This window comes from Dictyobacter vulcani (assembly GCF_008974265.1).
Taxonomy (GTDB): Bacteria; Chloroflexota; Ktedonobacteria; order Ktedonobacterales; family Ktedonobacteraceae; genus Dictyobacter; species Dictyobacter vulcani.
This window is the reverse complement of record NZ_BKZW01000002.1, coordinates 613,999-639,657: the sequence shown is the minus strand read 5'-3', so window position 1 is coordinate 639,657 and position 25,659 is coordinate 613,999. Positions and strand designations below refer to the sequence as shown.

The following is a 25,659-nucleotide window of genomic DNA, read 5'->3' as shown; positions in this document are numbered from 1 at the left end:
ATTTTTGGAACAGGCATGTTTTGTGCAAGAGTCGAGGTCCTACTCTGATTGAAATTCTTGTGATGATGCACTCTCACGTTTCTCCAGATGGTGCAAGGTTCCCAACGTTTCATCACACCACGTCAGCAAGGCGTGACAGCGATGAATGCCATAGCGCACCGTCATGATCTGATAAGAGTAGCTCACATCATGTTGAGCTTCAGCCAACAATACACGCTCAATCTCTTCGTATTTTTCAAGCAGATGCGACTGAAGCTCCTGAAATGCTCGCACATGCTCTTTGTTCTTCTCAAACGAAATATGGTCACCAAAGAAAAGCTTGAGCAGCAACTCATTGCGCTCTCCCGCAACCGCGACCGACTCTAAGAGCCAGTCTCGCAATCCTTCTTTTCCTTGCTCGGTCAGAGTATAAATATACTTCTCAGGCTTCCCCTCTTGCTTTTCAGCATGGCGAACGGCCAGACCCTCTTCCACTAATTGCTTCAGAATAGGATAAATCTGCCCATAGCTCTCACTCCAGAAATTACTCGTACTGCATTCCATGAACTTCTTAATGTCATAGCCAGAGCCAGGATAGAGACTCAGTACCCCCATCACCGCATACTTACTCTTATTTTCTTTCGCCATTTGCAACTCCCAGATATATATCTGGTAGCTATACCATACAGCTAGAACAATGTCAAGAGATAGTATTTCAAGCAATTCTTCTCTAACAACCATGCAAATATCGCATCTGACATTGCACCGCAGTAAACATACTTCTTCGCTTGATCAATGGAAAAGCATAAACATCGTCATGTGAAGAGGAAAAATCTACGACCATAATGATCGTTACATTTTCCTTCTTCAGCGACAATAGTGAGTGTTACCAGCCAATGCCAATCGTCAGGCTGCTCGGCGGGTTGGCGTTGGGCAGGATCGCGACTGGACTCTGGCTATCCACATCATCATACGGAAAGCCATAGGCTTTATTGTTCAGACTGACTTGATGCCAGAACATCGCGTAGTCGTTTTTGATCGAACCAGTATAATATGCAGCTGGATTCGACCAGTCGGCGACATTTTGCGCGACCCCACGGTTAAAGGCAGCACAGAATTCAGCCCCCAGTGCCAGTTCCTCGGTGGTCATGCCCGGGGATGCCAGGGTACCAGAGCAGGCCAGGACGTCGGCGGTCGTCGGCTTGTTGAGGACAAATGATCCAACTCCGTTGTGCGTGAACTGCAACTGACCATTGATCACCTTGCCGCTGAACGTTTCGCCCGGACGTGTCAGCGTAAACTGATTGCTGCTATAGTAATTCCAGGTCTGGTCAATGTAGGCCTGCATATAGTTCGCCTGGCTACCACCGGATGCAAAGGTCGGGGACCAATGCGGGGCGAGGATGCGATAGGTATTCGCCAGGCCTTGAAAGGCCGGGGATACGGCTGAGGCATACTGGGAGAAGACCTGCGACCGGCTCAGTGTAATACCATTGGTCTGATCGAAACCGCTGGATGTTTGTTGGACGCGTGCTGTGAATGGGAAACCAAACTGGTCCACCTGGGTGGTATTTCCTCCAAAGGGCGTAACACCATATTGATAGGTGAGTTCGTACCAATCAAAGTAGACATCCGTGTTTGGATCACTGGAATTGGTAATGTTTGGTCCTCCCCAGCCACTATCATCCGTGGCAATCGGAATATACAGCGGTGAGCCAATCGAGAGATACATGCGCGCACTCAGCAGAAGTGTCGGTAGCGTCACCGTACTTGCCTGATCCAGTGTAAAGGCCATATTTGCATAATTCACGCCATTTTTAGTCAGATGGTTGGGGGCATTGGCGTCCAGATGATTAATATGCGCCTGCGTACCATCAGCCTTGAGGTAGAACCACTGACCCGGAGAAGTCTGACTCAGAATCATGACATAAATCTGGTTGTTGGCCCATGCTCCATGCGTCATATTCTGCAAGATAAGCGGAAATGTTCCGGCCCCACCTCCGCCACCGACGGTGGGGATCGGGGTTGGCGTTGAGCCAACGGTAGGTGTCGGGGTGACACCGCCACCACTTGTACCGAACGTCAAGGTGTAGGTACCGGTATCGTATTGTGCCCCATTCTGCTGATAGGTAAATGAGTAGGTAATCACCTGACCCGCACTCATGGAGCCAGCCGTATATTCCCAGCGTGCCGTACTACTATTATTGGTCATGTTGACGTTTTGCTGGGCGTTACCCGGCTGCATATAATGGAGAATAACGTACCCGGCTGACCAGCCAGTGGGTTGGAACCAGAAAAGCGCCTGATTGGAACTGATACTACTGCTGCCCTGACTAAAATTGCTCGTGTCCGCATACACCTCATGCGCGCTTTCCAGGAAGACCAGCGCCAGGCTCGTACAGAGCACCAGCAGACAGGCACTGATTGTGAGGATACCGGCCCTGCGACGAGGGCGTCCAGTTTGCTGCTTCATTGCATGAACATCCTTGTTTTCCATAAAATTGGAACACTCCTTCTTCCGCTTAGAAGTATTAAAGGACTCTTATCAACCATTTGACAGCAGATTGCGCACTGATATGCTTCCTTTCTCCTTTGATCAGGAAAAACATATCAGATAACAGAATAGGACATCTACCCTTAAAATAACTGTAACTCGGAAACCGGTTTCTGTCAAGAATTTAACCTGGGAAACCAAAACAGCCCCCGATCCCCCAGTCAAGGGGCTCGCCGCTTGATCATGCCCCCGGCATGCTCGCTTGCATCCCCGCCTCCCCATCACATGGTGTCTGACAGACTACTAGCCTGAAGCCTGCTCAAAATTCCCACCATTGAACTGAAAAACTATCGCACATTCATACTATTTACCAGGAACGAAACAACAGTTGCAAGCATTACTAGATTAGGAGTGTTTTTGATGTCGCAGCTCATGTTGTGTAACGATATCAAACGAGAAGGCCAAACACAGCTAACTCTCCTCTACGAGTGGATCTGAAAAGAGGTGTCTCAATGTGGAGCAACAACAGGACAAGGCAAACATTCGTCATCATAGGCTGTTTTCTCGTAGCAGGACTAGTAGTCTTTGGGAGTGTCATCGGTAACCGTGTAGCCAATGCAGCAACGACTTCCCCCTCTCACTCTCACTCAACATCTTCAGCCAAAGTAGTCGCGACAAACGCTTCAACCTTCAAGGTAACAGGCATTGATATGTCTGTCACCCCAAACACCACCTCACTATGGACATGCGGCTCTTACATTCAAGTCATCTACAATGCTACCTTTCATGTTGTCTCAGGCCCAAGCGGGGGAACGATTGTGTTCTCCTATACCATCAATAATGGGCGTTCCCAAACAATGGAAAAGTTAACTATTCTGCCTGGTCAGCGTCTCTCAAACTTCACGTTCACATGGCAAGGAAGGCTTCCAGCTGACCATACCTATCCAGAGCCGGGAGGTGTATTGGTTACAAGCCCAAACACCCAGCTGTCTCAGATGGTCTCGCCAGCTGGCAAGTGCCGCTAATCAGAGAAGGTTTCGAGCGTTCCTACCAAAAACGCTCTCAAGGTGGGGAGATAGTTGTAATGAACCTTCATGGTTGATGTCGTGAGAAGACAATACTGTAATAACCAGCGGCTTGCACCAGATCTTCGATGGTTGAAAAATCCATAGTTGCATCAATGGCGACAATGAGCGATACTGGAATAGACAGGAGAGTTGCCTTTCTGTGGGTTGGACGGTTTTTTGGGTCCTGCCACAGCGGGAACCTCTCTTTTTTGTGAACCCGGGGTTTTGGGTGCAACCTGTTTGAAAGTGAAGTGTTGAAGATGATCAACGCGGAGGATTAGCATGTGCATCCTACCAGACATTGAGCTTTATCGAAGAATATAAACAAACTGATAAGGCAGTTTTGAGAGAATCTCAAGCAGATTACTCCATAGCGGAGAAAAAGAAATATGAATATTTATATTACGGTAGATAATCCACTTTTCGCAGCGGTGCTTGTAATCGTTGTGTTGCTCGTATTTATACTTGCCATTATTCATCTCAGACCACGTCCCCGGCGTCAACGAGGATATAGCGCACCCAGACCCGGGCGGCAGGCTCCCGCACGGAAACCTCCTCTGGTCAACAAGAACGTCATTCCGAAGGTCAATGGACGCATTCCATCCTGGCAAAAAGACGCTGGTGCCAGAGTGGCTAATCAGTATGGCAGAGCGCGCAGTCCTCAGTGGCCCAGAGTAGCTCATGAGCATCTCAGCCACGAGCCAGCCTGTGTGGTCTGTGGTCACCGGGGAAAAGGATTACAGGTTCACCATATCAAACCTTTCCACCTCTACCCGGAACTCGAACTTGACCCGAAAAACTTGATCACGCTCTGCGAAGTCAGGGGCCGCACGCATCATCTGCTTATTGGTCATCTTGATGACTGGCAATCGTACAACATACGTGTACGAGCAGACACAAAGCGTTACTCCCATCAAAGTGCGCCCGCGATCAAGGCCAATCCTACCTGGCAGAAAGAGGTAGCGCAACGCCCGATGCCTTAACCCACACAGGAAGCGATGGTGTCTGATCAAAGCTGAGTTATACAAATCCATCACTTGCTAAATAGCAAGTCTCGTTCACCCGCGCTGGCCAGCGCGGGTGAACGAGGCCTGTATTTTCTCGGTTGCGCAACCAGATCTGGCCTATTTGAAACTGAGCACGTTTCTAGCTCGTGTCCGTCTCAATGATCACTTATTTCTTTGTATGAGGGGAAAGAGACACATGGGAAACAAAAACGCTTGTATCATCGTTGATCTTAGATCAGGGGAGCACCTGGTGCACGTCCCTGAGATAGTAACCGTTCTGGCTGCGGCGGGCTGGAAAACCGAGGTCGCCCTGAAGGAATATGGGGGCGAGACGCTGCAACTGGCACAGAAGGCAGCCAAAGAGAAATATGATCTCGTGATCGGCTACGGCGGCGATGGAACCTTGAATGCTCTTCTCAATGGCACCATGTATGCCCAGGGGAAAGGTGTTATCGCAGATATACCAGGGGGTACCTTCAACGTATGGGCAAAGGCAATAGAGATGCCAGAAGATCCCGTGAAAGCCGCCCTGGCCCTTGTCGATAGCGAACCACGCAGCCTTGATCTCGGCCATCTCGAGGCAACCGGTCTGACCTCTATCAATGATGCCAGAAATGCCCGGCAACCAGCCTCCAAGGGAAAAAAATCGAAAAAGTCAAAAGAATCAACCAACACCAGGCACTATTTCTTGCTCAACGTTGGCATCGGCCTGGATGCATCGATGATGGCACATATGTCCAAACCGCTAAAATATCGGGTTGGTCCGCTGGCCTTCGACCTCGCCGCAGCCAAAGAACTTCCCAGCCAGCGCCCGTTTCCCGTCGAGCTTCAGCAAACAGACGACAATGGCCATGTCATCGATCGCTGGCGTGGAGATGTCTGGGAAGCATATGTAAGCAAGGTGCCTCTCTTCGCGGGAGCGATCAACATAGAACCGGGTTCACGCGCCGATGATGGATTGCTCTATGTCACGTTGATTACCGCCAACGGCCCGCTAAAGACGATCGGACAGGCCGTTTCATTACTCACACAGCACCAGCCAGATAGAAAGATTACGACCTACTTCCACGGCACACATTTTTCGCTGCGCATCCCCGCCTCTATCGATATCCAGGTGGATGGGAGCGCGGTCAAACCTGAAGATCTCCTCCCAAAGGCAGAGCAGAGTACCTTGCAGCAAAGCAACGATCCAGAACAACTGCTGGTCGATTATCACTTCGATGCCAGACCAAAGGCGCTACACGTTGCCGTTCCACGCACCTATGCGGGTCCACTGTTTGAGAAAACAGCGCAGAAAGAAGACACCTCACCCCAGGAACAACTCCCGCTCGCGAAACAACAACCAGCGAAGGCGCCACAGCCAACGCAGCCGCAGAGCGAGGAAAAAAATCCGGCTCAGCAGAATCCCGCCTATAACATAGAAGTTATTGGAAGCATTGCCCCTCAAGGAAAACAACCGACCATCATTGTCGCCGGTAAGTTCAAAAAACAGGATACCGACGAGGTCCAGGTTCTCGCGGTGCGCGTAAACAAGCGCACACAGGTGCTCAATCAGGCCGGAGAACACGTATCGCCTGCAACGCTCCTGGCACTACAGGAGGGCCAGACAATCCTGGCCGAAGGAGAGAAGACGAAACGCGGCGTCATCAAAGCCACGTGCGTGAAGTTAGCCGACTGAGGTAGCCTCGGTAAATAAAAGATGTGGCGCGGGGCAGGAGCCTCGCGCCACAAGTATGTAAAAAGACGGTGGTCATTGTGGATAGCTATGCAGCGGTCCAGCCAACGATGCGCAATTGTAGGTTGGTCGCGATCTTGTTGGGGTTGGATGATCCTCCATTCATCTTACCAATAACCAGCGAATTTATGTAGTTTGTCGTACTGATAAGCGCGTAATATTTGCCGTCGCGAGAAACATTGGTCCAGGGCAAGTAGCTATTGTCGCCTGATTTCGTATAACTCTCAAAAGTGTATTCTGATGCCTTTGCACTAGCAAGCAGTTTTAGCGCGCTGCCATCGGTATTGATCTGATAGAACTGTGCCACATTTGTCTTAACGTTGTTGACGGTAAACAGAATCGTGTGGTCCCGTGCTGCGCGTGCAAACACCTGGTCGTCAGGTGAGGCAGTGAATACAGTATGCAACGATTGACCGCTAACTGCTTCTACCCTGACCGCTGGTCGCCTTGGATCGCCATAGAGTGGGCCTCCACTACAAATGAGTTGCGTATTGTCAGCGGTTATATCATAACTATCACAGTTGGTTTGTTTTAAAGGTGCTGTGAGCGATTTTAGATTGCTGCTCTGCTGCTCGACTGGCTTGTTGATATCCAGTAACTGATAAAGATCATGGGGCGGTATGCCACCACCGGATAGAACCAGGGATGTGCTCTGCAAGTAGAGGCTGCTATTGCTCGCCCATTTAAGGGCAAGATACCCCAGCACAGGAGGCGGTCCAGGCTGTGGCATAAACAACTGGCTGTAGGCGTGAATGTTAGCCTGCGACTGCTGACTACTGGCTTGCGTGGCAGTGCCCCCCAACGCTTGTGGCAGCGTTTGTATGCCTGGATAACCCGGTTGCAGCGATGAAAGCAGCGTCTGGATTTTTCCAGTGGCCATGTCCAGTCGCTTCAATGTAAACTGTGGATTTGCAAGTATTGGATTACTACTCTCGCTGAAAACCAGGGAATGCTGGTTGGGGGAGAGCAGCACGCTGCTCAGAAGATTATCACTGGCTGAGCAGTAGAGTGTTTGCGCATACGCTCCATCTATACGGACGAGCTTGATTGCATTGCCTACACCTCTTGTTAATTGGGTCACAATAATCCAGTGACCATCGGGCGAGACATTCGCTGCCACACTAGCGTTTTCGGAAAATGTAAGGAGATTCTTCTTACTGCCTGTTTGCTTATCGTATGTGCTCAATATGGTTTTTGTCTTGTCCTGCCAGAGATAGGCTACGCTCTGATGCTGTGGACGGGTGAGTGCAGGCATGACTGCTGCGCGTCCACGTTCCTGTCCCGGGCAGTTTATTGATGTTCTCAGCGGGGTTGTTGTTGCCAATTTTACCTCGCTCGTGGTGGTTGTTCCCAATTTCACAGCGCTCGTTGTTGTCTGATATTGACATGCAGTTACAAGGACAGCAATAAGCATAAGTAGCATACAGAAAAGAGATTGGCGTACAGATCTAAGGCTCATGATTTTCTTCCTTTTATATATAGGAAACATAAAAATTGTATATTGTGAGTATGAATTGTATGTTGCTCTTTTCCCACACTATCTACACATCATTTGCTCATCATCTGCATGATGTTTTTGGTTTTGGGGGTCGGTGGTGCTCAGATATTTATGACCTGGAGAGTTCAAACATGGCAAGTGGGTGCATCAGACGCGGAACGTCATAGGCCAGGACCGGGCTGGCAGTTCAGGCGAGCGGCGCACTGAGTATGGTGTCGTAAAACATGAGCTCATATTCGTGGCTGAGACGGATCGCACGCATAATTTTGAGGCGTTCCGTGGGATCGCTAGAGCGTTGCAGCAATTGTTGATCGATAGGGGCAACTTTTTCCGCTAAATCTTTATGTCCCCAGAAAAATTCGATCTGCTCTTCAGTCAGGCCATAGTGCTTGATCAGCGCCGGTGCGATACGCAGGCAAATCTGGATAAAGACATCTTCGCTGGCACTGACGGCGGCCAACCGCTCACCGGGTGTCCCATAGGCGAGCATCCAATAGAAATAATTCGTCAATGCCATGCAACCGGCCAGAGGTTCAATCTGCTCAAAGTCCGAGCGTTGCAGGCCGACTGCTTCACCAAAACGGATCAAGCTCTCATGTCCACCGACCTTGGGCAGCAACTTCTTGATCAACAACACCTGGGCATCGATATCCTTCTCACCGGCAATCGCGAGCGCGTCCAGGCGATACATGTGCATGACAACCAGCGCATCCTGCAAAGCGAACAGGCGCAGGCGTTCGATAGGCAGTGTTCCCTGCTCAATTTCGATCCATAATGGATGGTATAACAATTTCTGGCGTAGTGTCGCCAGATCTTCTGTAAGTAAGGTATCCGAGAAACTCATAATAGATTAATAGCTCCTTTTAGTATTCCTACAAAGGGACAATTTCCTACAGCCAATGTAGAGGCAAAGCCACTGTCAGCTTACACCATACAATTTAGCGTGCCGATATGGATACCCTGGACGGCCCTCCTGCACCTCCCGTCCAGGGGCTTCCGGGCGAAGCAGACTGGTCAGGAGGGGAGAGGAGAGCGTAGAGCCGAGTAATCTACGCCGGTAAGTTTGACGGATTCTTCCCAGAGGTGGCGTGCGGTGGCTTTGTCATATTCTTTTTGAGCTTTGGTGTCGATTTTTGGATAACCACGCAGGCCACCAAAGCTACCCGGGCCAACCAGTTCGCCACCATGGATATCTGTCGAGAGCCCTGCATAGAGTTGAGGTAATGCTCCCATATGCGCACTTTGCCCCAAAGCCGGGCCGATAGTTTTGTAGAGGAACTGTTCAACTGAGGCGCCTGAAGTAGTGGCACTGGTTGTCTGTAAGTTGGTGACAGCATAGCCAGGGTGGGCCGCGACACTGATGGTTGTGGCATCGGCAGCAGCCAGGCGTTGCTGTAATTCAAAAGCAAAGAGGAGATTAGAAAGCTTGCTCTGTCCATACGCTTCCCATCGGCCATATGCACGTGTGCGATTCAAATCGTCAAAGCGGATTTTTCCCATCGCACGGGCGGCACTGGTTGTGCTAATAATACGGCTCTGTGAGGTGGCGAGCAGGATAGGCAATAGCAGGCCAGTGAGGGCAAAATGGGCCAGATGATTGGTGCCGAACTGCATTTCAAAACCATCCCGGGTTTCGTGACGTGGAATGGCCATGACACCGGCATTATTAAATAATAAATTGAGGCGAGCATGATTGGCTGAAAAGCCACTGGCAAATTCGCGTACCGCATCCAATGAGGCCAGATCAAGTGATACCAGTTCGAGAGAGGCTTGCGGAACTTCTTTTAAAAGCGTAGCCTGCGCCTGCTGGCCTTTTTCCAGATTGCGGCAGGCCATAATCACATGAGCTCTCTTCGCGGCCAGTGCCCGTACCGTCTCCAGGTCAAGCCCACTATTCGCGCCAGTTACCAGCACAATACGTCCCTGCAAATCAGGGATCTCGCTGACAGTCCATTGACTCATAAAAAAATCCTCCCAGAACCGATAAATATCGATAAATAAGCAAGTAGCTATGCTATAACTATACCTCATAAAGAGAGCGAGCGCTAAAATATCCATCCCGGACAGCAACAGCCCGCGAGATCGTATCAGTTGTAACCTGTTCTTTCTTATCACCATTAAGATTGTCAATAAGTTGTGAGCAGAGCGCTTGCACAAAAAAAGGATGCTCTATCGACTGGCAGCTTGAGGAAACTAGCTTTGAGGGTCTCGACATTGATGAAATAGTTGGATCAGTTGATACCTGCCTTAGCGCCATATCACGCATATAAGGCACTCTTTATGCATATATGCTACAGTATTAGCAGGTGCTCGATAATTATCACAAGAGGAACTGGCTACTTCCATCGAGCGTGACTTTTTTTAAGCTATGGTAGTGCGTCCATCAATATCTTCGATCTGAACATTTCAGCCCTGTAACGTAGAAATATGCAGAAAGAAAGGTTTCTATGATGCCCCAACCCTCTCAACTGTGGAAGATAGTCAGAAAATGTACAACTGGTTTGAGCAGATGCGTCAAACACAACCTGTCTGGCTGGATGAGGAGAGTAACTGCTGGCATGTGTTTCGCTATGATGATGTGAACACAGCCATTACCGATTACCAGCGTTTTTCATCCGAGCGTAGGATGCAACGCGAAGCTATGGCTACGGCTGGCTCTCCTAACAAAACTCCATTCACTGGAAGAAGTATCATTGCGATGGATCCACCTCAGCATCGGCAATATCGCAATCTGGTCACCTCTGCCTTTACCCCACGTGCGATTGATAAACTGCGTGGCCGGGTCACCCAGATCACGCAAGAACTGCTTGATAAAGTGGTCGCCAATGGCAGCATGGATTTCGCCGATGATATCGCGTATCCGCTCCCAACGATCGTGATCGCTGAGATGTTGGGGGTGCCCGTCAGTGATCGGCCACTCTTTCAAAGCTGGGCTGATGGACTGCTCAGACGCCAGTTAAACGATGCCGAGGTGTTCCGACCAGTTGAAGAACAACGGAATAATCCAGAATTGCAACGCCTCACGCGCGTATTTGAGGAGATGTCTGACTACTTCGAACGCATGCTTGAGGAGCGCAAGCGTGAGCCACGTGACGATATGATGAGCGCACTGCTGCAAGCTGAGGTCGATGGTCAGCACTTGAGTATGGAGGACACCATCAGCTTCTGTACGCTCCTGCTCCTTGCTGGACACGTTACTACCACCAATCTCCTCAGTCAGGCAATCCGCTGCTTCGATGAGCATCCCGACACACTGACGCAACTCAAGAAAGAGCCGGAGCTGATGCCGTCCGCCATCGAAGAAGTCTTGCGCTATGCCTCACCCGTCTGGCGCTTAGTACGGACCACAAAGGAAGCGGTAACCCTATCAGGGATAACTATCCCACAGGATGCGACCATCTTTACCTGGCTGTCCTCAGCCAACCGTGATCCGCAACAGTTTACCGAGCCAGAACGTTTTGATATCACGCGGACCCCGAACAAACATGTCGCATTTGGTCATGGCATCCATTTCTGCATTGGAGCGCCACTATCACGAATGGAGGCCTCGGTCGCGCTGCCAATGATTCTCAAGCAGCTACCCAACATGCGCGTAGATCGTAGCGGGTCACAGCTGTTTGAAGGCCGTTTCCTCTTTGGCTTTAAGCACCTGCCCATCACCTTTGACGCGCACGCGCAAACGGCCTGAACAGGCAAACGTTCCCCAGCAAATCTCCGCGCACGGGACTGGTCGTGATACACACGATCAGTCCATGCTCCAGCAGATACACATACGACTCCAGGCCAGATCTCATGGCAATCATGGCATCAAAGCCAATGTCTCCTCAATACATATGCCAGCGCAACTCAGGTACAACCTTTAATTTCTCGGTCTCGCTCGTTCAGTAATGTCGCTGGTGTGCAGCGGGTTGTCGATAACTCGCTGCACACCAGCACCTCACACTTTTAAGACAGATCCACTCCCAATCCAAAAACCTGCTCTATCTGCACCGTATTTATCAGGACTTCCACGTATTCATATTTTGTCAGTTAGACCTCGCCATTAGTACTATTCTCCAGCTTTCAGTCGCTTTTCGTGCGAAAAATGGCAAGCTGGCGCATGCGTCGTCTGTGTCGTAGATCAACAAATATGGCCATAATTTCAATCTTCGCGTTTCATTCCTACTCATTAGATATCTACGCGTGTTATAATATCAGCAGAGGCTTTCTCTCTGGGATGTAAAAGAAAGTCTCTGCTGGTGTGATGTCAGAGAAGAAACGAAAAACGACGATCCGACTCTCATCCGCCTCCATTCGGAACAAAAAGGAGTCCAATGCATGGATAGCAGAAAGGGATTTCACATCCTCTTTCAAAGACTGCTTCTCGCTCTCGTGTTAAGCATAGCAGTCGGTTCCACTTTCTTTGCGTCCGTTGCCCCCTCTCACGCAGCTACTGCGTCTTCCTGGCCGTTGGTTGGTCCAGGCAGCAGGGGCGAAAATGTATTTTCTGTCCAACTAATGCTCCAGGCTCATGGGTACTCGTTGTCCATCGATGGCTTCGATGGACCGCAAACTACCGGTGCCGTCGTCTCCTTCCAATCCGCCCATGGCCTCCCAGCCGACGGGGTTGTGGGACCGCAGACGTGGCCGATCTTACTTATTACGACCAGTCAGGGGAGCAGCGGAGCAGCGGTCAAGGCGCTACAACGCCAGTTGAACGCACATGGAGCCTCTCTGGCCGTGGATGGCAACTTTGGTCCGTCTACCGCAGCCGCCGTCAAGAGCATTCAGAGTAGCCATGGTCTCGGCGCGGATGGCATCGCCGGACAGCAAACCTGGAATGCCGCGATGGTTGGGGTGAAGGGTGCGCAGGCGTATAGCTGGCCCGATGTCGGTGCCGGGGCCTCCGGGGAAAATGTATTTTCTATCCAGCTGATGCTCCAGGCTCATGGGTACTCGCTATCCGTTGACGGTAGCTTCGGCTCGCAAACGACATCAACCGTGAAAACCTTTCAATCCGCCAATGGTCTTTCGGCCGATGGAGTTGTGGGAGCGCAAACGTGGCCAGTCTTAATTATTACGACCAGCCAGGGCAGCAGCGGTTCAGCGGTCAAGGCACTACAACGCCAATTGAATGCGCATGGAGCCGCTCTGACGGTGGATGGTAGCTTTGGTCCGGCTACCACGACAGCCGTCAAGAGCTATGAGAGCAGCCAGGGATTCAGTGCAGATGGCATTGCCGGGCAGCAAGTCTGGAGTAGCCTGGTTAGCTCGGTTGGTTCGCCACCACCACCACCGCCACCACCACCTGGCCAGGTTCTCTGGGGTGTGGATACCGTGAGCATTGTCAACTCATCGTTCCTCAGTTCAGTCGCGAGCAATTACGGAACCCCTCAGTTTATCGGGCGCTACATCGATGCGCGTTCATTTACTCCACTGGGTGCTTCCGAAGCCTCGTATATCCATAGCCGGGGCATTCACATTCTGCCCATTCTCTCGGACTTTGGCGGAGATACAACCTTTAGCACAGGCGTCTCCCGCGCTAATGATGCTCTCGGGAAAGCCAGTTCGCTGGGTATCCCGAAAGGAACCATTCTCGTGGTTGATATCGAGTCCAATGCGAGTGTGGACTCGGGCTATATTCGGGGTTGGAATGATACGATCGCTGCAGCGGGCTATACCGTTGGATATTATGAGAATCCGTACCCCGGTAGTAGCCAATTTAATGGTGCATTCTGTTCAGCCATTGGGAGTGATGCGGCAGTCGCCAATGCGATTCTGTATGCCAGCGAGCCATCACCCGGCCGAACACCAGCATCCAGCGCACCAGCATTCGCACCGGCAGGACTGCTCTGTAACGGCCAGGATATTGGCGGCCATACAAGAATCTGGCAGTATGGGTTACAAGGTAGCGGCTCAGTCAATATAGACACTGACGAGCTTCAATCTTCGGTTCCAATCTGGTAACAACTGACTTGACGATATTTAAAGGGTGTCAATGAGAGTATTTGGGATCGTCGTTTCTTCTCACTGTATGTCGTATGTTGTCACCTTCCTTACCTGGAAGCTTATGCAGGCCGTTTTTCATACGAAAAACGGCCTGTTTCTCACCTCCGTAGATTCGGCCCTCGCAGCCGATTGCCTCGCATTCCACACACCTCGCCCCGAAGGAGATCGCCTGGTTTAACGTGATTTCCTTTAGAGGGATGGCTGCGCAGCGGGATCCCTCATGCCTCCATCCTCTATAGCGGCGAGACCGTGCATGCCAAGGGAGTAGGCAAGCTCGCCGCCGTGATGGAGGTCATGCTCCATCACGTGCCAGATGACCCAGCCACGAGTAAGGGTGTATATCTGGCCTTTCCACTCATCCTGGACCGTCGATTGCAAATCTGCGAGGGTATAACGTTCCAATACCTCCTGCATGACCTGCCAGGTTTGCTCCAACCCGCTTACCAGTTCACTGCCGGAGCGCGGCGGACTGCCAGGTTCGGCCCATGTGTTAAATGCAGCGAATTTCTCATCGCCCTCTTCCAGGTTATAATAGAACCACCCTACCCGCACGGCGATGATGTGGCCCGCCAGTTCACCAATTGAACGCAGGTTGGGCGCAGCACGCAGCGCAAGTTGCTCCGCTGAGAGTGGGGCGAGGGCTTTACACAGCTGCTCCTGGTAGTGTTGCCAGCCCTGGATAAAGAACGCCAGAGTTTCGCTTGTTTCACTCATATTTTTCGCTCCTTTTCACTACTTTTATCACAGATTACCACCAAAAGCGGTCAAATTGAGTCCGCATTGCAGAGGTTCTACCACAAACTGGGATATTTTGATGAGCTCACATCAGAGGACGTTATTGCTCGGAACGTGCGCTCCAGTCTTCTAGAAATGGCCCCACCCGTTGTAGGCCGTCGTATCCAGGACAGCTAACCAATCGAAATCGGTGAAGCTTTGGGCGCTGAGTGGTTCATAACTCCCGTTCTTTTGACTGCCAGAGCGAAGCGGAAGTGCTACAATTTCCTCTACAGGAAGCCCTTGCCCTTGATGGGTGGGAATGAACCGCGCCGGTCCAGGAGCGGATGTCAGCCGCGCCTCAAGCATACCGGCTTCTGGCTGGCCGATCCCATTGGCAGCCGATTCGCCTACGGCTGAGCCGATGACAACATAGCGGCGACCGAACATTTCATGAAGATGAGCGCCAACGGGCCACCAGATCACTGCCTCATTCCCCCATTGCCATTGCACCTTTCCACGCTTGAGATGGCTATTGTGGGCAAAAACCAGGACGTTGCCTCGCCCCTGTTCACGGGAGACGATATATGCCAGATTCTCTGCCATCATGGCGGCACGTATGCCGAGCAGGCGGGCCTGGCGTTTCTCGGACGTTTGCGCGAGCTTAGCATGAAAGTTCAGGAGCTGCCGAGCCATCACAGCATAGTGGACGGCTTCCAGATAGCGGCTCTCGTCGCTCTTCGCGACCAATTCAGGACGACGCACGCACAGCTCTGAAATCAGCTCCTCTGTCTCGATCCGCAGTGCGGTTGCCTCCGGTGATCGACCTATCGCTTGCGTCGGGTCGAGCATGGCAGCCGGATTCTCCCAGGCAGAGTCCTGTCCTAGCAGTGGGTCGATGCGATTTTGATACTCCTGGCCGAGGGCCTCATCAACTAAGTTGAGATAATCAAGCGCAACGTGAAGTATCTGGCGGGGACTATCTGTGCTGGGCACATCGGTCGGGCTATCGAAACCATAGAAATGGAGTTTCATCTGGTGCGCTGGATCAGCATTGTAGTGCCTCATCCACTCGACAAGTTCTCGATTCGCTGCGAACTTTCCGAAACCATGGCTAAATCCAGTATCCTGCACCGCCTCATAGGATGCCGGACCACGGCCAAGCACGTATTCGTTGATGATGATTCCCCGAGGAAAATTGCTCTCAATAGCAATGGCGCTGTAGCCATAGGCTTCTACCAGGCGTTGGAAGAGTTGGTTGCGCAGGACAAGCAGTTCTTCTCCTCCATGGAGTGCTTCTCCAAAGCCAAGCAATTCTACCGCATCGTCAAGTGAAGCAATTACCGTATCAACAGCCGCATTAAAATCCGGGCGAGAAGCGAGCGAGCATGGGATCGCCTCATGTGCAATCCAGTCATCAAGGGTCACATCTGCTCCTGCTGCGTGTGTCATTGGTCTACCCTCCATTATTTTCACTGTAACATTTATCCAATGAGAAATCTGCTCCTGCTCAGGAGGCTGCATGCATGCATTTCCGATCCAGGCTGGCCAGGTTTTTTCTGGATCACGTCTCTACTGTATAACACAGATGCAATAATAGAGGGTAGAAAGAGCATCAGGAGAGCGTGTCTGAACATACATGGATCATAGCACGCTCAATATACCTGGATTCCTGTGATAGGACGGAATCGTGTAGCGCAAAAAGCCTCAACTTCATACTTGAGAGTTTTACAAGAAGCCTGGCCCGCAGTAGAGGAAAAATTGCGACTAACAATGAGCATATCGCTGAGATTTTTCGGTTAAGCGCATCCTGGTCGAGATACCGGAGACCAGTTGTACCGGCAGCGCTCGTCGCTGCGACCTCTCCACGTACCGGCAGGCACCCTCGTAGATTCTGTCTCAGGGTACAAGCGCACTGGATGATCGCACACAAAGGTCGCTATGGTATCACCAGAGCAGATATATGCTGGCTAGCGCAGGCTTTTGCGTAAGTGGCGTACGGGTGAGAAGAAAAGCCAGCAAAATGAGAGGGTAATACCAATCGCGCCGAGCAAGATGGTCGCCCGCGCTCCGATCACCATCCCTGATGCTCCTCCAACGAGTGCGCCCAGAGGGACTGAGCCGCCAGCCAGGAAGCGGATGGTGGCATTGACGCGCCCTTGCAGGGATTGCGGCGTTGTGATCTGCCGCAGACTGATCTGGTTGATGTTATAGATGCTGGTGGCGAACCCTATCATGAAGCGTCCGGCTATCAGCAGAGGGACCGTGATAAACAGGGGACCGTGGGCCAGCGGTGCCAGGACGGTCCCCACACCTGAGAGTAAGATGGACATGAGCAGTACCGGACCCAATCCATAGCGGCGAGTACATCGGTCGGCCAGTAACGCTCCTGCTAAGCCGCCTATACTGCCAATGCCAAGCACGAGGCCGAGCAGCACAGCCGAAAGGTGCAATTCGTTGATCACGTAGAGCGTATACACGGTGAGGATGGCCGTCTCGCAGAAATTGAGCGTGCTGGAGCAGCCAGCAATCGCTCGTAGCTGAGGATGCTGGCTAATCCTCTGCAAACCTTCAAAAATCTGTTTCCAGATGGATGGAGAGGACTGCTGCTGGCGGATGACCGGAGGATCTGGTCGCTTGCCAATCCATGTCAGGCAGATGGCAGAAACGAGAAATGAAGCCGCATCCACAAAAAGAGCGAGCGGCGCTGACAGGATCTGCAGGATGATCCCCGCTATGGATGGTCCCGCGACCTCTGCTATGGCCTCACTGGCCGCCAGTTTGCTATTGCCTTCTACGAGATGTTCAGTCGAAACCAGTTCAGGTAGATAGGCTTGATAGGCAATCCCAAAGATGACCGCGAAACAGCCAGCGAGGAAGGCGACTCCATAGAGATACTCAATGTGCAACAGTCCCTGTAAAAAGAGGATCGGGATAGAGCCGATCAGCACAGCCTGTCCCACATCGGAGGCAAGTAACAACCGCCGACGTGGCATACGATCAACCCACACACCAGCAAACAGACTCAACAGCAACAGGGGGGCATATTCTGCGGCCCCAACCATCCGATTTGAGCAGCGTTCGCGTGCAGCGTATAGATAGCAGTAAGTTGGAGCGCGAGTCGCGAAACCTGACTGCCAAAGAGGGAGACGCTCTCCCCCAACCAGAACTTCAAAAAATCGCGCTGACGCCAGAGGCCTGCAAAGCGCATAGACATACGGTATATCCATTCTATAGGCAAAGACACTATGGCTATAGATAAGCAATAGTGTGGGAATGTAGGAGTAAAGAATTGCTACTAAAGCTGCTCTCCGTTATACACACATATGGCAAAACAGACACAGGCATTACGCACTATGCTCAAGCAGCGTTTTTCAGTAGGAATGGAATACGGCCTCTATCAATCTGGCGTGACTGTTACAAGAGGAAGGCAGGAATAAGAAGGGAGACAACCAGGCGTACACAGTGGGGCAGAGATATGCCTGAGGAAACGAAAGAGAAGAGGTAGAACAATAGAGAGAAAATCGCCAATACTATTACTGGTATACATTTCCATCTTTTATCGTTCCTCTTTCTGCTGCGTCATTAGAAATGAGTATACTGGCAGGCAAAAAGAAAGTCAAACATAGAACAACTATAGAAAGCGAAAAAAGTGTATGAGTGATCACGAACGATTCTATCAAGTATTTTGTGTATGTGATTAAATTCATAACACGCCATCCTTCTTCATGGCTACCCGTTGTCCACCCACGCTGTAGTATTTGGTGGTCGAGGTGACCCCATTGGTGGTGGTGACATCAGTAACCCCATCAAAGGTAATGGTATCGGTGTTGGAGGTGGTGCCTGCCAGCGTGGAACTGGAGTGCTGGAAGACGCGCTGACCACTGTTATCATAGAGATACTGATCGCTGGCCGTCGTGCCACTGGGTGCCGTCCAGGTTTCCAGCCGACCTTCGTTGTCGTAGGTCAGCTGCGCACCCGTCTGGGAGCCATCGCAGGCGTGAGCCGTGGTGGTGTCCACGTTACGGCAGGTCATTGTAACTAGAGTGCTTAACTATCAGGGTTGTCGTGAGAATCGTCGTGTTTAGGTTGATGACATTGCCACAGGTAGGTGCCTGATCCTGTAACAGTTACCATTGTGACTGAAGTAACTACGTCTGGAATTTAATTACTTTCTTTATACTCCAACATTTTTTGGCTGACATTCTCCAGCAGATCATCAAGTTGTTCGAAAGCGCCAGAAATAATAAGTGTTTCGAAGTTGCTATCCTGCATATACGAAAGAACAACATTACCATACTTACCCTGCTGAGCAACTCCTTGTATATCTCTCCAATGAATAGCTTGCACGCTATTTGCTCTCAGTTTTTTCTCTGCATAGATTAATCCACTTTCACATAAAACTATATGATTATACTTGAGTTGCGGGATAAATACCAATCTAAAATAACAAGCAAATAATGAAGCAGGCACAAAGGTCACAATTGAATTAGTAACACCAGAAGATATGCGAAGATATATATCTTCATATTCGTTGACCTTCATAGATGCTTCATACCATGCTTTAAAAATTATTAGAAAAAAAAGAATGAATGCAATGACAGCCATAAAAATAAGAATGTAGGTGCCCCAAGAATATAATTGAATATATCTCCTACTGATTCTATAGGCCGCAAAAGGAGACCCAAGGTTAGATGCGATAATAGCTTGTTCGTCTTCTGGCCAAAGACTCATCTGATTTTCTTGTACCATATCATACTCCCCTTTCCTCTTTAACAAATGGCTGGCTCCACGTATTATCAGTAGAGCCAGAATAAACAACACACCAAAACTACATAGACAATGCATCACTAAACATATTTTGGACAGCCTCCGTACTGATTGCACCAATCACGCAAAGGCATATTTAGTTGTCTTGCTTCCTCATTAAAATCTCTCTCAGCCATACCCTCAAGTATATGTCCGCCAAAATCTAGAAGATGACCTACCATAGGTTTCACAACTAACATGAGAAGCGAAACAATCTGTGCTTCAGGTCCACCAGCGGCAGCCAAGGCAATGGTAGAGCTAACTTCTGCCGTATTGCGAACAAACCAATTGGCAGATGAGAGTGCCCCTACAACCGCTTGAACTCCAGCCATCGCGTAAAACATGGCTTTTGACAGTTGGAGAAGAGTTCCATTTAGAGAAGGTATTAGCACTCCAACATAAGGCATTATAGTGTTACTAAATGTAGCAATAAGATCTAGAAGAGCTTCTCCTTTTTGGAAATTACTGCTAATCTTGTTGATGAAAATAAGAACATCACCAAGTATAAATAACAGCGCACCTCCAACCATTTCCAAAACAGCTTGCTTGTTAAGAGGATCTAATTTTTTATTTCGCGCCGTTGTCGCTCTATCATGCCAAGCATCATGAGGACACTGGGCATCACAATTAGAGGTATTTGCAGAAGTTGACGTTGACGTCGATGTTGACGTCGATGTTTGCGAAGGTCCATCACTCCCAGCAGAACTTCCGGTAGTAGCAGGTGGATTACCACCACCACCACTACTGCCAGAATCACCACCGCCGCCAGAAGAAGATCCCTGCCCAGGTGTTCCAGCACCAGGAACGCCGACACAATCACCATCAGGACCACACCGTCCATGACCAGTTGGATCCGTAAAGGTTTCTGGGCTTCCCTTGACATAAGCGTAGGGATCAAGTCCGGTGCCATTGGTTTCGACCGTATCTGCGCTGATAAAGTGGCCACTGGTTGCGTCATAATAGCGTGCGCCATAGTACAACAAACCACTGGTGCTATCGAGGCGTTGGCCCGTATAGTTGTAGGGCGTGGTCATACTGCCATCGCTGTAGCGAGTGCCACCAAAGGGAGCAAACAGTTGCACGGCCTGCACGCTACCATCCGCTTTGAGCGCGATACTGGTGCTGCCCAGCATATCGGGTAACAGATAGGAGAGCACCCCATCCTTTTTCATGGATACCCGCTGTCCACCCGCACTGTAGTATTTGGTGGTGGAGGTGACCCCATTGGTGGTGGTGACATCGGTCGCCCCATCAAAGGTGATGGTATCGGTATTGGAGGTAGTGCCTGCCAGCGTGGAACTGGAGTGCTGGAAGACACGCTGACCACTGTTGTCATAGAGATACTGATCGCTGGCCGTTGTGCCACTGGGTGCCGTCCAGGTTTCCATACGACCTTCGTTGTCATAGGTCAGCTGCGCACCGGTCTGGGAGGCATCGCAGGCGTGAGCGGTGGTGGTATCGACGTTGCGACAGGTCATATTGCCCATGACATCATAGCTGGCATACTGACCGGGAACGGTACTCAGCGTCAAGGCATCATGCACCGGGGAGGGGGAGGAGCCATAGGTTTCCGTGCCCGATGGACCCGACGTTAAGCGATCCAGCGCATCATAGGTATAGGCTTGCTGATAGGTGGCAAGCGTCGTACCTGCCGGTGCCAGCCCACAATGATCTCCGCCGCCAGGTGCGCCGGTATTGCCGGACCAGACCAGGCGATTGACGCTGTCATAACAGAAGGATTGCACATCTTTCTGTGTGCCACCCGTCGTGGTGGGAAGGGTGGTGGTGACCCCGAGCACATTGCCCACATTATCATAGGTGCGGCTCTGGTTCCAGAACGTGCTCCCTGCTTTTGATGCGCTGCTACTCACGGGGCGCTGAATGCCATCATAGCCCATGGTAGTCGAGAAGACTGGCGTTGGCACACTGGACTTCGCGGCCGAACCTCCAAAGGCAAGCCCTGCTACCTGACCAGCGTTGGTATAACTGACCTGGCCAACCAGGAAATTCACGGGATCCGTACTCGCTGGCGTCCCAAAGTAGGCGGAACGTGAGTACCCATTGCTATCATACTGGGCCGTGACGGTTTCCCCATCGGGATAGACCACACTGGTCCCCTGACCCGCATCATTATAGGTGAAATTCATCGTCTGGGTGATGGTCTGCCCATCGCCGATACGCTCCAATCCTTCCAACCACTACATGATATGGGCACCTCTACCATCGTCAAAGCGCAAGCCTATACCTATGTTCGCAAGACCGATAAAAGCGTCAAATATGCCATTAGCGGTTTAGAAATGGCCCAGCAGTATCAATCCAAACGGCATATTTCCCGCATCCAGGGCATGTATGACCGACTTTCCGTGACACCTCTTGGGCGCAGTGCTAAATTGAAAGGACTCCACACCGCACTTGTAGAAAAGTAAACAGACAATCTCATTGGAATGCCAGGTTATTATGATGTTTGCTTTCAAGGTAAGCAGTCTGATCTGTTTCGATCAGGTTTGGTTGAATATGGCCAAGTGTAACACTTGGTTTGCCAAACCATCATGGGCTTTTGCCAATAGCTGCGACAGGCATGAATAGCTTTTTCCCACTAAAAAAATACGGTTCATGTTCAACTTTACCCCCCCATATCCTTCCACCCTACTGGTAGTGCTGATCGACGAGACGCCATAGTCCTGCGGGATCAACTGCTCACCAATCCCATTGGCATCATTGATAGTCCACATCAATACTCAATGAATAGTCTCCCAAATACAAACTTTATTTAATCTTTTCTATGCCATTTATCGTATTCCTTTTTATAATAACGATCCAGCAAAAAAACCAAAGGGATGGTAACTAAAATACTCACAATAAGGCTTACATACACCCATTTTTCTACAAAACCATCAAAAAGCAAAGGCGTAAAATATGCAATGATAGCACAAATTATTGCGACAACAAGTAAGGTTATAGTACTCGCTTTTCTATTATACATAGTTTCACTCCTCTAATTTATCGCAGCGGTCAGAAGTTTTAAGCTGTTTGTGTAGCTCCATTTGACCCACAAGTCCATGCACTGAGAGTTTAATCCTTCTGAATATCGCTAGAAACATATGCCCAGCATTATACTAACATGGCGTTAGTATCTTGCAGCGAAACTACACTGAAGATACTAACCAATTTCTAGAATAAACAAAAGAAAATGTTGTATCATTGTCTTTCTAAAAAGATGCTAATAGTTGAGTTCAGAAAGCAGTTATTCATCCGCTCCCTGAACTCAATCTCTTGTATTCCAGTAACCCCACAATCAGACTATGAGGAACATTCAAACCAAATACGCATGCTTATGTTGTCACTAACAACTAGCTAAATGCATACCCAGGCAAGAGTTATGAACATCCTCATTAGAATAATTATTATATGAGGCATCACTAGCATCTAAGAAATTTCCAAATGCTGCACTTCCTGATTTTCCAGCACCAAAAACACTTGAGTAGCCAGAGAAGATCTTAGCTGAGTTTTTCAACATATATGTTGAAAGATCTTCTGCTGCTATAGTTCCAAGCTTTTGTATAGCTGGCTTTGCTAGAGCACTCAAACCTTGAAATATACCCAAAACCCCTTTCGCTGCGTTTGCTATTCCAGCAATCATATTTACCACTCCAGCTAACACTGACAAAAATGCAGGTGGAGAATTACCAGTTGCTTTAGTAATATTGATAATCAACGATAGGATCAATCCACTAATACTGATAGCATCAATAGCCACCCCAGCCCAATTCGCTGTATAATAATCAGCAATAAGTGTCAGAACATTTGTAAGCAATCCTATCGAATCTGAGATAATACCATTAAATATCCTCCACTGCTTGTGTACATCAGTCATCAAAGCAATATCATGAGCTTTACATTTAGCATCGCACTGAGGCTTATCTGATCCCTTGGGAGAACCTCCTCCTGTGGTTGGACCTCCTCCTCCTGTGGTTGGACCTCCTCCTTCTCCGTGAGGACCTGAAGTAAGCCCGCCACCTCCGTCATAACATCCAAAACTAGTACATGATCCACCTGTAGAACCTCCACCACATGCAGCCATATTATGGCAAGCATCATCAACAGGATTTACACCCTGTGTTGGAGTCGGTTCAGGTCCACCCATACCACCACAGGTATCATCGGTATTAGAACACGGCCTATGACCAGTAGGATCGGTATAGGTTTGTGGATTACCCTTGACATAGGCATAAGGATCAAGGCCAGCCCCGTTGGTTTCTAGAGTATCCGCACTGGTAAAGCGGCCACTGGTCGCATCATAATAGCGAGCATTGTAGTACAACAAGCCACTGGTCATGTCGAAACGTTGGCCCGTATAGTTGTAGGGCGTGGTCATGCTGCCATCGCTGTAGCGGGTGCCACCGAAGGGCGCAAACAGCTGCACAGCCTGTACGCTGGCATCAGCTTTGAGTGCAATACTGGTGCTGCCCAGCATATCGGGTAACAGATAGGAGAGCACCCCATCCTTTTTCATGGCTACGCGTTGTCCACCCGCACTGTAGTATTTGGTGGTGGAGGTGGCGCCATTGGTGGTGGTGACATCGGTCGCCCCATCAAAGGTGATGGTATCGGTCTTGGAGGTATTACCTGCCAGCGTGGAACTGGAGTGCTGGAAGACGCGCTGACCACTGTTGTCATAGAGATACTGATCGCTGGCCGTCGTCCCGCTGGGTGCCGTCCAGGTTTCCAGACGACCTTCGTTGTCGTAGGTCAGCTGCGCACCCGTCTGGGATGAATCACAGGCGTGAGCGGTGGTGGTATCGACGTTGCGACAGGTCATATTGCCCATGGCATCATAGCTGGCATATTGACCAGGAACAGTACTCAGTGTCAAGGCACCATGCACCGGGGCGAAGCCATAGGTTTCCGTACCAGATGGACCCGACGTTAAGCGATCCAGCGCATCATAAGTGTAGGCTTGCTGATAGGTGGCAAGCGTCGTGCCTGCCGGGGCCAGTCCACAGTGATCTTCACCGCTGGGTGCGCCGGTATTACCCGACCAGACCAGGCGATTGAGACTATCATAACAGAAGGATTGCACATCTTTCTGCGTGCCACCCGTGGTGGTGGGTAGGGTTGTGGTGACGCCGAGCACATTACCAACATTATCATAGGTGCGATTCTGATTCCAGAACGTGCTCCCCGCTTTCGGCGCACTGCTGCTCACGGGTCGCTGAATGCCATCATAGCCCATCGTAGTCGAGAAGACCGCGGTTGGCACACTGGACTTCGCAGCCGAGCCTCCAAAGGCAAGCCCTGCTACCTGACCCGCGTTGGTATAACTGACCTGGCCAACCAGGAATGAGACAGGATCGACACTCGCTGGCGTCCCAAAGTACGCGGAGCGTGAGTAGCCATTGCTATCATACTGGGCAGTGACGGTTTCGCCATCGGGATAGACCACGCTGGTCGGCTGACCTGCATCGTTGTAGCTCATGTTCATCGTCTGGGTGATGGTCTGCCCATCGCCGTTGACGGTCAAGCCGCTCTGATCGATGCGTCCACGCTCGTCATAGCCCTTACAGCGGGAGCCGGCACCGGCCACGCCACTGAAGGTTTCAGCGGTCAGCGCCCCGATCGGGTCAGAGGCATAGGAGCCACTGGGGGCCGTACACGCGGTGGGGAAGGCCACCCCAGGATTGCTGTTATTGGTATAGCTATCATAGAAAAAGGTCGAGGTGGCGCTATTCGTACAGGGATTGACGGCGGCCGAGGTGGTGCCTTTACACAATGGACGGTTGAGCACATCATAGCTGATGTACACACTCTTGCTGCGTGGATCCGTCTGGCTGATGGGATTGCTATTGGCATCATAGCTAAACACCCAGCCGGAACCCGAGTCGCTATCGGTCATCCCCACTTTGCGTCCCACCCCATCATAGGTCGCACTCTGCGAGGCTTGCACGGCCGCGGTCTGATCATAGGTTTTGGTGGCCAGCAGATTGCCCACCACATCTCGATCATAGCGGATCGTTCTCAGCACCGTGTAGGGCGCACCATTCCCCTTAAACACCTGATTGTAGCGCTGCCGCCCAATCGCATCGGTGTAGCTGACCGCTTGATGATTGTAGGCATCCAGCGTCGTGGTCCGCTCAAACGGGAGCGTGGTATTCTGGGTGAAACTGGGAAGTCCCTGCGCAACAGTGTAGGATACACTGGTAGAGAGCTTGATCGTGTTCGCATCCTGATAGGTAACACTCCCCAACGGGCGTCCCAATCCATCATAGTTGGTCACGGTCCGTGCCTGCGCCTGGTCAGGAGCTATATAGCCCGTACCAGCCAGCGAGGAAATGGCATAGGGCAGGCTCTCCATTGGTACGAGGAACATG

The 25,659-nt window shown here is 50.6% G+C and carries 20 protein-coding genes; 6 read left to right on the top strand and 14 right to left on the bottom strand.

The window, feature by feature from the left end:
* Positions 1-39 precede the first annotated feature (39 nt).
* Together KDW_RS20415 and KDW_RS20410 are read right to left on the bottom strand one after the other, a co-directional pair.
* Entirely contained in the window at positions 40-627 is a 588-nt protein-coding gene (locus tag KDW_RS20415; RefSeq protein WP_151757803.1) for a PadR family transcriptional regulator, read from the bottom strand.
* Positions 628-865: 238 nt separating this feature from the next.
* The gene (locus KDW_RS20410; protein WP_151757802.1) at positions 866-2,476 is read right to left on the bottom strand and encodes a glycoside hydrolase family 64 protein; all 1,611 of its coding nucleotides are present in this window, start codon (positions 2,474-2,476) and stop codon (positions 866-868) included.
* Between the two features lie 707 nt (positions 2,477-3,183).
* Between KDW_RS20410 and KDW_RS34070 the strand changes: the two genes are divergently transcribed.
* The 3 genes from KDW_RS34070 to KDW_RS20395 all read left to right on the top strand — a co-directional run bounded on the left by KDW_RS34070 (position 3,184) and on the right by KDW_RS20395 (position 6,225).
* Complete coding sequence (locus KDW_RS34070; RefSeq protein ID WP_233097827.1) at positions 3,184-3,498, top strand: hypothetical protein; 315 nt, start codon at positions 3,184-3,186, stop codon at positions 3,496-3,498.
* A 431-nt stretch (positions 3,499-3,929) separates the two neighbouring features.
* On the top strand, positions 3,930-4,523 hold the full coding sequence (locus KDW_RS20400; protein WP_151757800.1) for an HNH endonuclease: 594 nt from the start codon (positions 3,930-3,932) through the stop codon (positions 4,521-4,523).
* Positions 4,524-4,743: 220 nt separating this feature from the next.
* Positions 4,744-6,225, top strand: coding sequence for a diacylglycerol/lipid kinase family protein (locus tag KDW_RS20395; RefSeq protein ID WP_162005441.1), 1,482 nt, complete (start codon positions 4,744-4,746; stop codon positions 6,223-6,225).
* Between the two features lie 85 nt (positions 6,226-6,310).
* Here the strand turns inward: KDW_RS20395 and KDW_RS20390 are convergent, their stop codons facing one another.
* The 3 genes from KDW_RS20390 to KDW_RS20380 all read right to left on the bottom strand — a co-directional run bounded on the left by KDW_RS20390 (position 6,311) and on the right by KDW_RS20380 (position 9,742).
* Entirely contained in the window at positions 6,311-7,741 is a 1,431-nt protein-coding gene (locus KDW_RS20390) for a TolB-like translocation protein (RefSeq protein WP_151757798.1), read from the bottom strand.
* Positions 7,742-7,967: 226 nt separating this feature from the next.
* On the bottom strand, positions 7,968-8,624 hold the full coding sequence (locus tag KDW_RS20385; RefSeq protein WP_151757797.1) for a thiaminase II/PqqC family protein: 657 nt from the start codon (positions 8,622-8,624) through the stop codon (positions 7,968-7,970).
* A gap of 170 nt (positions 8,625-8,794) precedes the next feature.
* A complete protein-coding gene (locus KDW_RS20380; protein ID WP_151757796.1) occupies positions 8,795-9,742 on the bottom strand; it encodes an oxidoreductase in 948 nt (315 codons plus the stop codon).
* Positions 9,743-10,268: 526 nt separating this feature from the next.
* Between KDW_RS20380 and KDW_RS20375 the strand changes: the two genes are divergently transcribed.
* Positions 10,269-11,468, top strand: a complete 1,200-nt coding sequence (locus KDW_RS20375; RefSeq protein WP_151757795.1) for a cytochrome P450 — start codon at positions 10,269-10,271, stop codon at positions 11,466-11,468.
* A gap of 629 nt (positions 11,469-12,097) precedes the next feature.
* The gene (locus KDW_RS20370; protein ID WP_151757794.1) at positions 12,098-13,726 is read left to right on the top strand and encodes a peptidoglycan-binding protein; all 1,629 of its coding nucleotides are present in this window, start codon (positions 12,098-12,100) and stop codon (positions 13,724-13,726) included.
* Between the two features lie 231 nt (positions 13,727-13,957).
* On the opposite strand, the gene KDW_RS20365 is transcribed toward KDW_RS20370, so the two are convergent.
* From KDW_RS20365 to KDW_RS20340, 7 genes are all read right to left on the bottom strand, one after another.
* Positions 13,958-14,482 (bottom strand): DinB family protein, encoded by a 525-nt coding sequence (locus tag KDW_RS20365; protein WP_151757793.1) that lies wholly within the window; start codon positions 14,480-14,482, stop codon positions 13,958-13,960.
* A 150-nt stretch (positions 14,483-14,632) separates the two neighbouring features.
* A complete protein-coding gene (locus tag KDW_RS20360) occupies positions 14,633-15,934 on the bottom strand; it encodes an erythromycin esterase family protein (protein WP_151757792.1) in 1,302 nt (433 codons plus the stop codon).
* Positions 15,935-16,452: 518 nt separating this feature from the next.
* Positions 16,453-17,547, bottom strand: coding sequence for an MFS transporter (locus tag KDW_RS20355; RefSeq protein ID WP_162005440.1), 1,095 nt, complete (start codon positions 17,545-17,547; stop codon positions 16,453-16,455).
* Positions 17,508-17,699 carry a hypothetical protein gene (locus KDW_RS31905; protein WP_162005439.1) on the bottom strand — a complete coding sequence of 64 codons (192 nt, stop codon included), beginning with the start codon at positions 17,697-17,699 and terminating at the stop codon, positions 17,508-17,510. The genes KDW_RS20355 and KDW_RS31905 overlap by 40 nt, the downstream gene beginning before the upstream one ends.
* Positions 17,700-18,188: 489 nt before the next feature.
* Positions 18,189-18,518 carry a hypothetical protein gene (locus KDW_RS20350; protein ID WP_151757790.1) on the bottom strand — a complete coding sequence of 110 codons (330 nt, stop codon included), beginning with the start codon at positions 18,516-18,518 and terminating at the stop codon, positions 18,189-18,191.
* A 128-nt stretch (positions 18,519-18,646) separates the two neighbouring features.
* Entirely contained in the window at positions 18,647-19,234 is a 588-nt protein-coding gene (locus tag KDW_RS20345) for a hypothetical protein (protein WP_151757789.1), read from the bottom strand.
* Between the two features lie 98 nt (positions 19,235-19,332).
* Positions 19,333-21,477 carry an RHS repeat-associated core domain-containing protein gene (locus tag KDW_RS20340; protein WP_162005438.1) on the bottom strand — a complete coding sequence of 715 codons (2,145 nt, stop codon included), beginning with the start codon at positions 21,475-21,477 and terminating at the stop codon, positions 19,333-19,335.
* 21 nt (positions 21,478-21,498) lie between these two features.
* On the opposite strand from KDW_RS20340, the gene KDW_RS20335 reads away from it, so the two are divergent.
* Positions 21,499-21,717 (top strand): hypothetical protein, encoded by a 219-nt coding sequence (locus KDW_RS20335; RefSeq protein ID WP_151757787.1) that lies wholly within the window; start codon positions 21,499-21,501, stop codon positions 21,715-21,717.
* A 344-nt stretch (positions 21,718-22,061) separates the two neighbouring features.
* On the opposite strand, the gene KDW_RS20330 is transcribed toward KDW_RS20335, so the two are convergent.
* Together KDW_RS20330 and KDW_RS20325 are read right to left on the bottom strand one after the other, a co-directional pair.
* The gene (locus KDW_RS20330) at positions 22,062-22,274 is read right to left on the bottom strand and encodes a hypothetical protein (RefSeq protein WP_151757786.1); all 213 of its coding nucleotides are present in this window, start codon (positions 22,272-22,274) and stop codon (positions 22,062-22,064) included.
* 360 nt (positions 22,275-22,634) lie between these two features.
* A complete protein-coding gene (locus tag KDW_RS20325; protein WP_151757785.1) occupies positions 22,635-25,658 on the bottom strand; it encodes an RHS repeat-associated core domain-containing protein in 3,024 nt (1,007 codons plus the stop codon).
* Position 25,659: the final 1 nt, after the last annotated feature.

What these genes read in the sequence shown, in the direction of transcription:
- KDW_RS20380 (WP_151757796.1), bottom strand. Translation starts at nt 9,742, where the DNA reads ATGAGTCAATGGACTGTCAGCGAGATCCCTGATTTGCAGGGACGTATT.
- KDW_RS20325 (WP_151757785.1), bottom strand. Translation starts at nt 25,658, where the DNA reads ATGTTCCTCGTACCAATGGAGAGCCTGCCCTATGCCATTTCCTCGCTG.
- KDW_RS20395 (WP_162005441.1), top strand. Translation starts at nt 4,744, where the DNA reads ATGGGAAACAAAAACGCTTGTATCATCGTTGATCTTAGATCAGGGGAG.
- KDW_RS34070 (WP_233097827.1), top strand. Translation starts at nt 3,184, where the DNA reads ATGTCTGTCACCCCAAACACCACCTCACTATGGACATGCGGCTCTTAC.
- KDW_RS20410 (WP_151757802.1), bottom strand. Translation starts at nt 2,476, where the DNA reads ATGGAAAACAAGGATGTTCATGCAATGAAGCAGCAAACTGGACGCCCT.
- KDW_RS20400 (WP_151757800.1), top strand. Translation starts at nt 3,930, where the DNA reads ATGAATATTTATATTACGGTAGATAATCCACTTTTCGCAGCGGTGCTT.
- KDW_RS31905 (WP_162005439.1), bottom strand. Translation starts at nt 17,699, where the DNA reads ATGTCTATGCGCTTTGCAGGCCTCTGGCGTCAGCGCGATTTTTTGAAG.
- KDW_RS20390 (WP_151757798.1), bottom strand. Translation starts at nt 7,741, where the DNA reads ATGAGCCTTAGATCTGTACGCCAATCTCTTTTCTGTATGCTACTTATG.
- KDW_RS20365 (WP_151757793.1), bottom strand. Translation starts at nt 14,482, where the DNA reads ATGAGTGAAACAAGCGAAACTCTGGCGTTCTTTATCCAGGGCTGGCAA.
- KDW_RS20335 (WP_151757787.1), top strand. Translation starts at nt 21,499, where the DNA reads ATGGGCACCTCTACCATCGTCAAAGCGCAAGCCTATACCTATGTTCGC.
- KDW_RS20375 (WP_151757795.1), top strand. Translation starts at nt 10,269, where the DNA reads ATGTACAACTGGTTTGAGCAGATGCGTCAAACACAACCTGTCTGGCTG.
- KDW_RS20360 (WP_151757792.1), bottom strand. Translation starts at nt 15,934, where the DNA reads ATGACACACGCAGCAGGAGCAGATGTGACCCTTGATGACTGGATTGCA.
- KDW_RS20370 (WP_151757794.1), top strand. Translation starts at nt 12,098, where the DNA reads ATGGATAGCAGAAAGGGATTTCACATCCTCTTTCAAAGACTGCTTCTC.
- KDW_RS20385 (WP_151757797.1), bottom strand. Translation starts at nt 8,624, where the DNA reads ATGAGTTTCTCGGATACCTTACTTACAGAAGATCTGGCGACACTACGC.
- KDW_RS20345 (WP_151757789.1), bottom strand. Translation starts at nt 19,234, where the DNA reads ATGGTACAAGAAAATCAGATGAGTCTTTGGCCAGAAGACGAACAAGCT.
- KDW_RS20415 (WP_151757803.1), bottom strand. Translation starts at nt 627, where the DNA reads ATGGCGAAAGAAAATAAGAGTAAGTATGCGGTGATGGGGGTACTGAGT.
- KDW_RS20355 (WP_162005440.1), bottom strand. Translation starts at nt 17,547, where the DNA reads ATGGTTGGGGCCGCAGAATATGCCCCCCTGTTGCTGTTGAGTCTGTTT.
- KDW_RS20350 (WP_151757790.1), bottom strand. Translation starts at nt 18,518, where the DNA reads ATGACCTGCCGTAACGTGGACACCACCACGGCTCACGCCTGCGATGGC.
- KDW_RS20330 (WP_151757786.1), bottom strand. Translation starts at nt 22,274, where the DNA reads ATGTATAATAGAAAAGCGAGTACTATAACCTTACTTGTTGTCGCAATA.